This is a genomic window from Gemmatimonadota bacterium, assembly GCA_041390105.1.
Lineage (GTDB): Bacteria > Gemmatimonadota > Gemmatimonadetes > Longimicrobiales > Gaopeijiaceae > JAGQIF01.
In genome coordinates this window covers 546,446-559,696 of sequence record JAWKQO010000002.1, presented here as the reverse complement: position 1 = coordinate 559,696, position 13,251 = coordinate 546,446, and the positions used below count along the sequence as shown (strand labels likewise).

The following is a 13,251-nucleotide window of genomic DNA, read 5'->3' as shown; positions in this document are numbered from 1 at the left end:
CATGAAGACGATGACCAGAACTTCCCCTGGGGCCCGGTCGGCCTCCCTACGCACGCTCGCGTGGGGAGTGGCCGCGGGGATGGTGGCGTTCGGCCTATCGGCCTGCAGCGACATCCTGACGGTGTCCGACCCCCAGCGGTACACGAGCGAGGACCTCGACACGGCCCTCCCCGCAGTGGCCAACGGCGTCGAGGGCGCCGTGCACGAGGTGATGGATACCTGGGTGGTGTATCAGGCGCTTCTGTCCGATGAATACCAGCACACGGGCACGTGGCAAGGCTACGACGAGATCGACCATGGGCGGTTCCAGTACGGGACGCACGACATGCGCGGCACCATGGACGGCCTGCTGCGGGCTCGCTGGTTCGCCATCGATGCCGAGGACCGCTTCAAGCGCGTCCTGGGAGATGCGGAGGCGGCACGCAGCCCTCTGACCGCACAGGCGCGGTTGGGCGGGGCCATGGCAGATCTCTACATCGCCATGGCCTTCTGTGAGGCCCCAGCCGAGCCCGACGGCCCGGCAGTGGCCGACAACGTCCTGTATCAGCAGGCCGTGGACAAGTTCACCGCGGCCATGGAGACCGCGAACGCCGCGGGTGAAACCGACATGGCGCTGGCGGCACAGGGCGGACGGGCCAAGGCGCACCTGATGCTCGGCAACTACGCACTAGCCGCAGCGGATGCAGGGGCCATCCCCGATGGCTTCCTCTATGCGGCCAAGTTCAACAACCAGTCTGCCAACTGGGTGGTGACGGTCACGACCGCCACCTTCAACAAGGCGGCAGGGCTGCGGGACAAGTGGTGGGGGCGGGTGGATTCCAACGCCGGTGGTCCCACGTTCATGCACGACGCGTACACGAACGAGTACGACCACCGTATCCCCGTGTACTACAATGGGGAGCTCTCCACCGACAACATCACGCCGCACTACAGCCAGTGGCGCTACACCCTGGAGACGGATGACATCCCCATGGTGAGCGGCGACGAGATGCGGTTGATCGAGGCGGAAGTCATGATGCGCAACAACGACTTCGTCGGCGCGATGAACATCCTCAACACGCTGCGTGACAACGTGGGGCTTTCTCCGATCGCGGTTCCGACCACGATGGCGGAGATGCAGGAGATCCTGCTGAGCGAGCGGTTCGCCGAGCTGTACATGACGGGCATGCGTGCCGTCGATCTGTACCGGTTCGGGATCACGCACGACGTCTTCGCGGCAATGAGCGACCCGGAGCGTCCGGCCACCGGACGTCCCACCAAGTTCTCGATGAGCGACAACGAAGCAGTGCTGAACGCCAACATCCCCAACGACCTGGCGCAGAGGTGCCTACCGAAGTCCTGATTCGGCGGTAAGAAGAGTCGGCCGGGGCGGTACCCTAGTAGCAGCGGGGTACCGCCCCGTGTCGTCCCAAGGGAGGAGCATGACCCAACGGTGCTGGGATCGGGCGTACCAGGGGCGCCGAAGGATGGCCCTGCCCTGCTGCGCCCTCTTGGCTCTGGCCACCTGGGTGGCGGTCCCTACCGCGATGCGGGCACAGCAACCCGAGGCCGGCGCGGCGCTCTCCGGGGTGGTGGTGGACGCCGGAAGTGGCGAAGGGGTCGAGGGTGTGCTGGTCTCGCTCGAAGGAACTCGACTGACCGCCACCACGAACCGGGCCGGCGTCTTCCGTTTCGACGGCGTCCCGATCGGGGCCCAGGTCATCGTGACCCAGCGGCTCGGCTATCAATCACGCAGCGATTCGGTCTCGATCCCCTTCGGGGCCTCGGTGCGCGTGAGCCTGGCCATCTCGGTCGAGCCGGTGCCCCTCCAGGAGATCGTGGTCAGCCTGCGCTCGCTTCTGCTGGAAACGCGGGGATTCTACGACCGGCAGGCGCAGGGCTTCCGGGGCACCTTCCTGGATCGCGCCACCATCGAGGATCGCGATCCGCTCAACGTGTCCGACCTGTTCCGTTTGGTGCAGGGCGTCGAGGTGGTCAATGGGTCACGATTGATCATGAGCCGTAGCGTGAACTTCCGGGACGGGGGCCGCGGCTGCGAGCCGAGCCTGTGGCTGGACGGAATCCGCTCCGGGCTACGCGAATACGACTATCTCCGTCCGGATCACATCGAGGGTATCGAGGTCTACTCGGGGGGCGGACCCGGGAAATTCAACGATCTGTGCGGCACCGTGGTGATCTGGACGCGCGTGCCGCTGCGGAACCGCTGAGGGCGCCGCACTTACCCGTCCCCGCCTGGTCGGCCTGGCGCCAAGCCCCAGACCCGGTGTGTCAGAGCGTTCCGAGGAAGTGGAGGAGGTCCTGGCGCTCCTGCGAACCCAGTGCGGCGAATACGTCCCGCGAGCGTTGCGCTTCGCCGCCGTGAAGGAGGATGGCGTCCTCCACGCGCTGAGCCCGTCCGTTGTGCAGATAGGTGGTGCGCAGGCGCAGGCCCACCAGTCGCGCCGTCCGCCACTCGGACGGAGCGACGCCCACCGCACATACATCGGCCAGCCCCGGCCCCATGTCGTGGAGCAGGAAGTCGGAGTAGGCACGGAAGGTCTTCCGGGACAGAGCCGCCGACGTCGTCACCCCGGTGGTCCACAGGGGCGTGTGGCACCCGTCACAGCCAGCTTCCGCGAACACGCGCTCTCCCCGTCGCGCAGCCTCTTGGGCAGCGCGGTCCTCGGGCACTGCGGCGGCGGGCGGAGCGAGCAGGCGCACAAAGGCACTGACGGCCTCCAGGAACGCGGCATCCACCTCCGGATCGGGTGCGGGATCGGCCGCGGCCGGGACGGCGCTCCCCGCCGCACGCTCCTCCTCGGGGTGCTCCGGTGTCGTGAGCCCGAGCTCCCCACGCGTCGCCCCTTCGATGAATGAGTGGAGGGTGGGATGGACCGCTTTCAGCCCGAAGAGCGCGGGCCGTCCGTCCGCGGAGCGCCCCATCCGGCCGGAGATGCCGTCGCCATCCCGATCGTCGGGATCCTCCGTCGCTGCCACGCGCTCGGTCGAAAGCGCTTCCACGAGCCCCAGTCCAAAAAGTGGCGGTGCATGGATCTCGCTGATGCCCGTTGCCTCGGCGGGAATCATCTCCGGAGTCAGGCCCGCCGCCCGTCCTTCGGCGGTCACATAGGCTTGCAGCAGGTCTCCACCCGCATCTTCCAACAGGTCGCACCCGCTGGCCGCCTCGTAGCGCGTCGCTTTGCGAACCGGTTCTGCGCCATGGCCGCCGCTGGTGGGGAGATCATGGCAGGAGCTGCACTGGGTCTGGTTGAAGAGGGGCCCGAGTCCCTGCGCCGGAGTGAACGGCTGGGTGAACAGAGCCCGCCCCGCCTCGAAGAGCGCCCGCTCCTCGGTGCTGAGTCCCGGCAGGTGCGCCCCGGGCTCGGCCTCGACGAGGAGGGGAGCCGGCGGCGCGCAGGCCACCGCGAACACCGCGAGGCCGAGCAGCGCGAGCCGCGCTGGAGCGGCACCGGCCGGGAAGGAGCAGCGGTGGTGTGCACCGCACAGCGCTCGGAAACCCATCGGGGCCGCTGACACTAGTTGATGGTGGGTTCCTGCCAGATGTAGGTGAACAACAGGCTCTCTCGCTCCCCGTTCGCATCGGGAGCTGCGAGCGGGCGGGAATCCTCGTACCAGGGGCGCCCATCGATGTCGATCTTCAAGGCCAGCGTCCCGCCGACATCGCCCGTTGGGTAGGCCTCCACCAGATAGCGGAACGTGTCCGTGAAGCCGTAGGTGCGCTTGAAGGGGACCCCAACCGAGGTGGTGTCCGCCTCGAGGACCCGGAGCACCAGGTCGCACTGTTGCTGGTTGGGGTCACACGCCGGGTCGTTCTCGAGGTTCCACCGGGTCGACGTGATGATCGTGACCTGGCTGACGTCACTCGATTGAACGTCCACCGTCATCTCCTCGGGCTCCCCTGCCAGCCCCAGGTTCTTGCAGCCACCCACCGCGCCAGCCAACGCCGTGCCCGCGATGAGCATCCGAAGCACCGCCATACCGCGCCGAGCCATAGGTACCTCCTGGAACCGGGCGTCCACCCTGCGGGCAACACCTACTCCCGCCATGGTAGGGGGGTTCCTAGAGGCTGGAAAGGAAGCGCAGGAGGGCCGCCCGCTCCGGCGCCTCCAGTCCGTTGAAGGCCGCCACGACCGCCGCCGCCTCGCCGCCGTGCTGGAGAATGGCCGCCTCCACGTCCGGCGCCGTGCCGCCGTGCATCAACGACCGGCGCAAACGCAGTCCCCAGAGGGGCGCGGTTCGTAGCTCACCGGGCGCCGCGACCGCCGTGCACACGTCCGACTCGGCGCCACCGAGGTCGTGGAGCAAGAGATCGGAATAGAGCGCGATGGTCCGGTGGCGCAGGGCACCCTCGGGTGCGTCACCCGTGGTGAGTTCCGGCGTGTGGCAGCGGGCACACCCGACGCGCCCGAACACGTCGGAGCCTGCACGGACGGAGTCGGCGCTCCCGCCTTCGACCGGTGCGGGGGCCACGGATGCCAGCAACCGGATGTAGTCCGTGAGCAGCCCCACCGTCTCCGCATCCATCTCGGGATCCGGTGCCGGGTCCACCGACGCGGGCAAGGCCGTTCCGTTGTGCGCCTCATCGACCGGAGATGCGTCCGTGGTGAAGCCGAGCTCGAAGAGAAGAGCACTCTCGACAAACTCCCGGACCGTGACCGCATCCCCTTTGCGTCCGAAGCGGGCCACCTGCCCGTCGGAGCGGAGCGGCAGCCGCCCCGAGATCCCGTCCCCGTCCGCGTCCGTGGGGTCCGCCCGCCGCTCCAGTTCCTGCACGGCCACCGCTTCGATCAAGCCCAGTCCATACAGGGGCGGCGCGACCACCGCCACCGTGGCGGTGGCCTCGGGCGGAGGCGACTCGGCGCCGAAGCCCGCTGCCCGCGCCAGCGGGGTCACCCGCTGCTGCAGGTTGTCACCACCCAGCTCCTGCAGCTGGCTGCACGTCCCATCCACGAAGCGTGTGGCCTTGAGCACCGGCACCGTCGCACCCCCTCCCCCCACGGTCGGTTGGTCGTGGCAGCCTGAGCAGCGCTCGGCGTTGAAGAGCGGCCCCAATCCCTCTTCGGGCGTGGCGATGCGCTCGAACAACGCCCGGCCCAACAGGAAGCGGGCGCGCTCCTCGTCGGTGAGAGCCGCCAGCCGTTCGCCGGGTGCCGCGCCCGTGGCGGTTGGCTCGGCGCAGGCAGCCGTGAGCGCGCTGACGACGAGCGCAGACGCGAAGCGGGTGCTCCGCCGCATCAGGGGCCCCGCCCGGGGGTCACGGTGGTCAGCAGCGTGCGGGCAGTCTCCGTGGCATTGCGGATCGCTCGAGCGTCCGCTGTCCAAGCCAGACCCTCGAGGAGTCGAACCTTTAGGAGCGGCGGAACGGGCTGGAGCGGAACGCGCCTCGCCACCAGGTCCTCCATGTAGCGATCCAGGTCCTGGGGACCGGGCATCGCGCCCGACCGACCCGTGAGCGCCGCATGCCACTCCGACACGTCGCGGCGGTGCATTGCCCTCAACGCCTCCCGCGTCTCGGAGTCCACGTCGATCCCCGCGCGTGCAGCCCCAGCCAGGCGGGCCTCACGGGCCACCAGCTCGTCGAGGAAGACACGGATGGCGTCCGCATCGGCGTCGCGGAGGCGAGCTCGCGCATCGGGCGGGAGCGCAGCCACGTGCCGGGCGACGACATCCTCGCTCAGACGGCCCCCCTGCCAGGACAGGACCGGCTCGCTCCCCCCCTCGGGAGTCGGCGACCCGGCCAAAGCGCGCACGACTTCCATCGCCCTGGCGCCCACCTCCAGGTTCAGCGAATCCAACAAGGCGCGGTTGGCCGCCTGGTCGAGGCCCGCGAGCCGCCGTTCCGAGAGCAGCCTCGGGTACAAGCTCTCGACCTCACTGAACCGCGGGCGATAGAGCACGTGGAACCCCTGCGCGCTCTCGACGACCGAGGACACCTGCCCGGGCTGCAACCCGCTGGCGGCGATCGCGAGCGGCTGCGGTAGGTCTTCCCGCCGCACCAGGCCCAGCAGGCCCAGGTCGTCTCGCGTCTCGTCGTCCTCGCTACGCGCGACTGCCTCGGGCCATCCTCCGCCCGCGCGGAGCCGCTCCAGGATCTCCTGCGCGGTCCGCTTCTGCAGCTGCCGCTCCGCCTCGGAGGTCGCGGGCGTGGTGCGGCGCAGCACATGGGCCAGCAGCACGAGGCTGTCGGCCGCGAACTCGCGACTCGCAGACGCCACGGATACGGACGCTGCCACTCCGAGGCGGGCGGTCCGCTCCGCGGCGAGCACCGCCTCACGACGCTCCAGCCACAACGAGGCGTCCACCAGCTCGGGGGCGTCGAGGTCGACGCCCTCCGCCATCCGCTGCGCCAGGGCGGACATCGCCACCCAATGGTCCACCAGCCCTGCGACGGTCACGGAATCGAGCGGAAGCGGTTGGGCCAACAGCAGCAGGTCCGTCAGTCGCTCCTGGGACAACGCCCAGGTACCGACCCGCGCCACGGGCGCGTCGGAGCCCTGGGCGCACCCCGCCAACGCCAACAAACCCACCGACGCCAAGCGGACCAGGCGGTCGCGCAGGCGCGCGGGCCGTGCGTCACTGCGAACGGAGCCCGTCGCTGAAGTGGATGTCGGCATCACGGGCCTCGTCAGGATCGGCGCGCCGCGGTGGGCCGCTCCGCCGGTTGGACCAGCGTCCATTGTGACGGGGCGGCGCCGACGGGGCAACGCGCGCGGGGTCGCCCAGGCCGCCGGCGTGTGGGCCCCGCTCATTGCCCGGGTCGAGCCCATGCATTACTACTTATCTTACACTTCTATCCAAAGCCGGAGATTCCCCATGCCACGCCCGCTGGGAGTGACCAGCCTGCAGATCCTCGGTGCCATCCGCGACGGAGCCACCTACGGGCTCGACATCGTCGCCCACACCGGGCTGCCGTCCGGGACGGTCTACCCGACGCTGGGACGCCTCAAGCAGCGGGGACTGGTGCGCGCCTCCTGGGAGGATCAGCGGCGCGCCGAGCGGGAAGGGCGGCCGCGGCGGCGCTACTACGAGGTCTCCGCAGAGGGCGCACGGGCGCTGACGGAGGGTGCGGCCCGCGTCTCGAGCCTCGCTCGCGACCTTCGGCACGCGGTGCGTGGCGCCGGATGAGTGGCGACACCGCCCGGCGCCTGATCCGGGCCCTCAGTGCCTTCGTCCCCTCCCATCGACGGTCGGAGTGGTTGGAGGAGTGGCTGGCGGAACTCGCGGTACTGGAGCGCCTGAGCGCCGCCGAGCGTCGCTCCGCCGGACTGCCGGGACTGGCAGGCTTTGCGTTGGGCGCACTGCCGCACGCCCTGTGGACACAACGGGAGGGGTGGACGATGGACAGCGTGAGGATGGACCTGCGCTACGCGCTACGCGGCCTGAGGCGGAACCCGCTCTTCGCCATCGCGGCCGCGGTGACGCTGGCGCTGGGCGTCGCTGCCAACGCGTCCATCTTCGCACTGATCAACGGGCTGTTGCTGCGCCCCCCCGCGGACGTGAGCAATCCGGAGCGCCTGGTCCAGATCGCTCGTTCCTACGAGACGGACCCGCGCTGGGACAACTTCTCCTGGCCGGCGCTGAAGCTGATCGAGTCCGAGGCGGACGCGTTCGAGTCGGTGGCCGGCGTCCAAGATGCCGCCTTCGTGATCGGTGAGGGTGCCGACGTCGAGCAAGTGCACGGACAGTACGTCACCGGCTCCTACTTCCCCCTCCTCGGGCTCACGCCCGCCGCCGGTCGGCTCTTGTATCCTTCCGACGACCTGGAGCCGGGCGCTCATGCGGTCGTGGTGCTGGGCCACTCCCTCTGGATCCGTCGCTTCGGAGGTGATCCCTCGGTGATCGGCCGTTCGATCCGTCTGGGTAGTCAACCGTTTGAAGTGGTGGGCGTCGCACCGGCCGGCTTCCAGGGCGTGCGCGCGCTCGGCGGTCAGCCTGCCCTCTGGGTACCGACCATGCAGTCTCCGCCGGTCGCCGGCCGACTTCCCTTCGACGAATGGGGGTGGAGCTCGTATGACGTGATCGGGCGGTTGCGGGAGGGAGTCACGTTCGCTGCGGCTCGCGCCTCCATGGATGTGGTGTCCACCCGCCTACGCGAGGCATCCGCCACCAACCGGGACATGGTCGTGCTGCTCGAGCCCGGCGTCGGCCTCGATCCCAGCGAGCGCGCGGAGGCCACGCGCATCTCGCTGATCCTCTTTCTGATCGTGGGCGTGGTGCTGCTGATCGCGTGCTCCAACGTGGCCAGCCTCTTCCTGGCGCGCACGAGCGGGCGCCGCGGCGAGCTCGGCGTGCGCCAGGCCCTGGGCGCGGGACGCCTGCGCGTCGCGCGACACCTGGTGACCGAGAGCGTGTTGTTGGGCCTGGCTTCCTCGGTGGTAGCGCTTCCCATCGTGCTGTCCAGCGGACGGTTCCTGCCCGCGCTCTTCCCCTACTCGTTTTCGGCCTCGCTGGCGCCGGACGCCTCGGTGTTCGCGGTGCTGCTGGGCCTCGGGGTCGCCGCGGGCATTCTGTTCGGAGTGCTGCCCGCCTGGATGAGCACACGGGGCGACCTTGCCGGCACCTTGAGGGAAGGTGCTCCGACCGCCGGCCGGCGGCGCCAGCGGGCCCGCGACGGACTGGTGGTGGCGCAACTCGGACTCTCGCTCGGTCTGGTGGCGGCGGCAGGCCTGCTCGGCCGCAGCATCCTCAACGCCCGCTCCGCCGACCCTGGCTTCCGGCCGGACGGCCTCACCACGGCCGTGCTCTACCTCGACCCCACAGGACGCTATGACTCGGAGGGCGGCCGAGCGCTCTTCGGGCGCATCTCCGACGCGGTGGCCGCCCTCCCGGGCGTGCAGGCGGTGACGCTCGCCAACCAGATGCCGATTGCGGGCGGACACTCCCGCGCCACCGTCCGTCCCCTCGACCGCGACGACGTGGACTACGAGGCGGAGAACATCATCGTTGGGAAGGGCTACTTCGAGACCCTGGGAATCCCCATCCATCGGGGCCGAGCCCTCCGCGGACCCGGAGAGGAACCCGAGCCGGTCGTGGTGATCAACGAGGCGCTGGCAGAGCTCTTCTGGCCAGGGCAGGACCCGATCGGGCAGTATCTGGCGGGCGAACCCTCGGCTCGTGTGGTGGGCGTAGCCGCCGACGTACAGATGCGCAGCTTGCGCGCACCGGCGCGTCCAGCGGTGTATCATCCCCTGGATGCGCGCTACTCGTCGCTGATGGTGCTGCACGTGCGCGCACAACCCGGCAGGACCGTGTCCGCCCCGGATCTGCGCACCGTCATCGGGATGGTCGATCCGGGATTGCCGGTTCCGTCCGTCGTGGATCTACGGAGCGCCGTCGCGTCGTCCCTGCAGGAGACGCGCACCATCGGGCTCTTGATCGCCGTCTTCGCTGGCCTGGCGTTGGTGCTGGCCGCCGTCGGCCTGTACGGGCTCATCGCGTTCACTGCGTCCCAACGCGTCCGTGAGATGGGCATCCGCATGGCGCTCGGCGCGGAGCGCGGCACCCTGGTCTGGCTCATCCTGCTGCGGGGCCTCACGGTCACGGGATTGGGCCTCGGCGCCGGACTTCTGATCGCGGCGGCGCTGGGCAGCGCGCTCCGGAGTCTGCTGTTCGGCGTGCGGGCCTCCGATCCCGCGGTCCTGGGTGCCGCGGTGCTGGCGTTGGTGGTCACGGCGCTGCTGGCCGCCTGGATCCCGGCCCGTCGGGCTTCCCGGCTGGATGCGGTGCGGGCGCTGACCCGCCCCTGAGGAGACCCGGCCCCCGGCCGGACCCCTGGGCCCGGAGCGCGCGGGTGTCTGCTTGATCGGGACGGAGGGCGGGGCCATTCTCGGGCACACCCCCGAGAATCGAGATGTCCAGGCCTGCCGACTCTTCCAAGGATCAGATCACCCGACTCCTGGTCGAAGCGCGCGACGGCGATCGCGCAGCGTTCGACCGGCTCTTGCCGGCCGTCTATGAGGAACTGCGATCCCTGGCCCAGGGACGTCTGCGCTGGGAGCGTGACGGACACACTTTGAACGCCACCGCCCTGGTTCACGAAGCCTATCTCAAGCTCGTGGATCAGGACCAGGTGCAGTGGCAGAGTCGCGGGCACTTCTTCGCCGTCGCCTCCGAGGCGATGCGGCGCATCCTGGTCAACCACGCCCGCGCACGGAACGCGCAGAAGCGAGGGGGAGCCCACGACCACGTGGACCTCCACGACACGCAGGTCTTCTCCAGCGACCGCGAGGCTGAAGGCATCGAGGCGCTCGGAGATGCGCTGGATCGTCTGCAGGCCTTCGATCCTCGCGGCGCCCACGTCGTCACCTACCGGTTCTTCGGAGGCCTGAGCCACGGGGAGGTGGCCGAGGTGCTCGGGGTCTCCGAGATCACCGTGCGTCGTGCCTGGACCAGTGCGCGGGTCTGGCTGCGGCGGGAACTGGGCGACGACTTCGGCCTCGAGGCCAGCCCATGACCGGGGCCGCGCGTTGGGCCCGGGTGTCGGAGCTGCTCAACGACGCGCTCGCGCGCGACGGCTCGGAGCGCGCCGCTTTCCTGGACGAGGCGTGCGGCAGCGACGAGGAACTGCGTGCCGAGGTCGAGGAGTTGCTGGCCACCCACGAAGCCTCGCCTGCGTTCCTGGAGATGCCGTTCCTGCGCATCGGAGCACCCGAGGCGGCGCCGCCCGATGCGGGCACGCGCGTCGGCCCCTACCGCCTGATCCGTCCGCTGGGACGGGGTGGCATGGGCGAAGTCCACCTCGCCGTGCACGAGGGCGCCGATTTCCAACGGCACGTGGCCCTCAAGGTCATCCGCCGCGGGTTGGACACCGAAGACGTCATGGCGCGCTTCCGTTCGGAGAGGCGCATCCTCGCAACCCTCCGCCATCCCAACATCGCCACGCTCGTCGACGGTGGAACGACGGACGACGGGCGCCCGTTCTTCGCGATGGAATACATCGAGGGGCTGCCGCTCGACGTGTTCTGCGACGAGCGTCGGCTCTCGGTAGGCCAGCGCTTGGCCCTGTTCCGGCGCGTCTGCGAGGCAGTGCACCATGCCCACCAGAATCTGGTGGTGCATCGCGATCTCAAGCCGTCCAACATCCTCGTGACCGAAGATGGAACACCCAAGCTCCTCGACTTCGGCATCGCGCGCCTGTTGGCAGCGTCGGACCCAGGGCACACGCGCGTCCAAGGCCCCCTGTTGACGCCGGAGTACGCCTCCCCGGAGCACATCGCCGGGGAGGCCGTCACCACCGCCAGCGACGTATACAGCCTCGGCGTGGTGCTCTACGAGTTGTTGACCGGTCGGCGACCGCTCGACGCCTCGACGCTCCTCGCCGATGTCGAGGTGCGGCCTCCGGACGGTCGCGTGCCCACCAAGCCCAGCGAAGCCGTCAACACGCGCCTCGTGCGCCGACGTCCGGACGGTAGTCAGGAGTCGCTCACCCCAGAGGACGTGAGCGCACGGCGCGCCGATACCCCCACCCGTCTCCGCCGCCGCCTGAGCGGCGACCTGGATACCATCGTGCTGCGGGCGCTGTCGACGGAGCCTTCGCGGCGCTACCACTCGGCCCAGGCTCTGGCGGACGACCTCGAGCGCTACCAGGAAGGACTTCCCATCCTCGCTCGCCCTGACACGCTGACCTACCGCCTGGCCACCTTCACACGCCGTCACCGCCTGGCCGTCGCCTCGGGTACAGCTCTGCTGCTGATGCTGGTCGGCGCCACAGCGCTTTCGCTCGCTCAATCCCGACGCATCGCGTCCGAGGCGGAGCGCGTCCGCGCGGAGCGCGACAAGGCGCTGGAGGTCCGTTCATTCCTCATCGAGATGTTCGGCACCACTGGCGCGGGGCGGGCGGCGGGAGACTCGCTCACGGCCGGAGCGCTGCTGGATCGTACCATGGCGGGTCTGGACGGGGAGTACGCCGCCGAGCCGGCCATCCTCGCAGAAATGCAGGAGGTGCTGGCCGAAGGGTATCGGCGCATGGGGCGGCTGGAGCGCGCCGATTCGCTGGCCCGGGCGTCCTTGGCCCTGCGCGAGGAGCTGCTCGGCTCCGAGCACCCCGACGTGGCGGCGGCCCTGGGCACACTGGGGCTGATCCTCCGCGACCGCGGCCTCTCCGATAAGGCAGAACCCCTGCTGCGCAGGGCGGTGGCGCTGCGCCGGGGCACGGGTGCCGATCGCCTGGACGATCTGGCCCGGTCCCTCAACGATCTCGGTCTGGTGCTCGTAGAGCAGGCGCGCTACGACGAGGCAGCCGCGGCCTACACCGAATCGCTCGCAGTCCGCCGGGCCGCCCACCCGGGCCCCCATCGGGGCATTGCGGTGACGACGAGCAACCTGGCCGCGTTGCGCTACACACAGGGGCGCTACGACGAAGCCGTATCCCTGGGGCAGCAGGCGCTCGCGGCCCTGCGCGGCACCGTGGGGCCCGACCACCAACGCAGCCTGGTCGCCCAGCAGAACCTGGCCGTGATGCGCGACGTCGCCGGAGACCGGGCGGGCGCCGCTGCCGAGTACCGGGACGTGCTCGCCCGCCGGCAACGCGTGCTGGGCGCCGACCATCCCGACCTCGTCGCCAGTCACCAGGCGCTCGCGACGACGCTGCTGGCAGCGAACCAGGCCGCCGAGGCCGAGCAGCATGCCCGCCGGGCGCTTTCCATCGTGCAACGCTCCCTTCCGCAGGGCGGCTCCCGGTCTGAGGAGGCGGAGGCCCTCTCCTGGGTCGCCCGCACGGTCGCTGCTCAGGACCGTCTGGAGGAGGCGCTGGACCTACAGACCCAAGCGATGCGCATCCTGCGCGCGTTCTATCCAGACGGGCACCCGAGCGTCGCCCAACAGGCGAACGCGCTGGCACAGCAGCTCCGAACCATGCGGCGCTACGACGCCGCGGTGAACTACCATCAGGAAGCGGTGGCGGTCGCGGAGCGGACGCAGGGCGAGGACCATCCCCAGACGCTGGTCTACGCCTTCGGGCTGGGGCAGACGCTCCTGGAACGCGGGGACGCCTCTGCCGCCGTGCCGCACCTGGGGCGTGCGCTCGACGGACTGACCCGGTCGCTCGGCGAGCAGCATGACGTGGTGTTCGCCGGCCTGCTGGTCCTGGCCCAGGCGGAGGCGGCGCGTGGCGACACGCTGCGGGCGGACTCTCTTCTGGCCGTGGCATCGGAACGGATCCCGGAGGGAGACGCGGGCCGGAGCCGGAGGGCACGTCTGGAGCGGGCCCGAGCGCAGGTCGACCGGAAGGAGCGCGGGCCCAGCGCTCCATGA

General features: G+C 70.2%; 10 protein-coding genes. 6 read left to right on the top strand and 4 right to left on the bottom strand.

What is annotated here, in order from left to right:
* The first annotated feature begins 10 nt into the window (after nt 1-10).
* Together R3E10_11740 and R3E10_11735 are read left to right on the top strand one after the other, a co-directional pair.
* Complete coding sequence (locus tag R3E10_11740) at nt 11-1,342, top strand: RagB/SusD family nutrient uptake outer membrane protein (protein ID MEZ4416408.1); 1,332 nt, start codon at nt 11-13, stop codon at nt 1,340-1,342.
* Nucleotides 1,343-1,421: 79 nt separating this feature from the next.
* On the top strand, nt 1,422-2,207 hold the full coding sequence (locus tag R3E10_11735) for a TonB-dependent receptor (GenBank protein MEZ4416407.1): 786 nt from the start codon (nt 1,422-1,424) through the stop codon (nt 2,205-2,207).
* A 61-nt stretch (nt 2,208-2,268) separates the two neighbouring features.
* Here R3E10_11735 and R3E10_11730 read toward each other — a convergent pair whose 3' ends face one another.
* The 4 genes from R3E10_11730 to R3E10_11715 form a co-directional block, all read right to left on the bottom strand.
* Nucleotides 2,269-3,501, bottom strand: a complete 1,233-nt coding sequence (locus R3E10_11730; protein ID MEZ4416406.1) for a di-heme oxidoredictase family protein — start codon at nt 3,499-3,501, stop codon at nt 2,269-2,271.
* Between the two features lie 14 nt (nt 3,502-3,515).
* Entirely contained in the window at nt 3,516-3,992 is a 477-nt protein-coding gene (locus tag R3E10_11725; GenBank protein MEZ4416405.1) for a hypothetical protein, read from the bottom strand.
* A gap of 67 nt (nt 3,993-4,059) precedes the next feature.
* A complete protein-coding gene (locus R3E10_11720) occupies nt 4,060-5,235 on the bottom strand; it encodes a di-heme oxidoredictase family protein (GenBank protein ID MEZ4416404.1) in 1,176 nt (391 codons plus the stop codon).
* Complete coding sequence (locus R3E10_11715; protein ID MEZ4416403.1) at nt 5,235-6,614, bottom strand: peptidylprolyl isomerase; 1,380 nt, start codon at nt 6,612-6,614, stop codon at nt 5,235-5,237. Before R3E10_11715 ends, R3E10_11720 begins: the two co-directional genes overlap by 1 nt.
* A 199-nt stretch (nt 6,615-6,813) precedes the next feature.
* On the opposite strand from R3E10_11715, the gene R3E10_11710 reads away from it, so the two are divergent.
* The 4 genes from R3E10_11710 (at nt 6,814) to R3E10_11695 (ending at nt 13,251) form a co-directional block, all read left to right on the top strand.
* Nucleotides 6,814-7,125, top strand: coding sequence for a PadR family transcriptional regulator (locus tag R3E10_11710; protein ID MEZ4416402.1), 312 nt, complete (start codon nt 6,814-6,816; stop codon nt 7,123-7,125).
* Nucleotides 7,122-9,746 (top strand): ABC transporter permease, encoded by a 2,625-nt coding sequence (locus R3E10_11705; protein ID MEZ4416401.1) that lies wholly within the window; start codon nt 7,122-7,124, stop codon nt 9,744-9,746. Before R3E10_11710 ends, R3E10_11705 begins: the two co-directional genes overlap by 4 nt.
* 104 nt (nt 9,747-9,850) lie before the next feature.
* Nucleotides 9,851-10,453, top strand: coding sequence for a sigma-70 family RNA polymerase sigma factor (locus R3E10_11700; protein ID MEZ4416400.1), 603 nt, complete (start codon nt 9,851-9,853; stop codon nt 10,451-10,453).
* A complete protein-coding gene (locus R3E10_11695; GenBank protein ID MEZ4416399.1) occupies nt 10,450-13,251 on the top strand; it encodes a serine/threonine-protein kinase in 2,802 nt (933 codons plus the stop codon). Before R3E10_11700 ends, R3E10_11695 begins: the two co-directional genes overlap by 4 nt.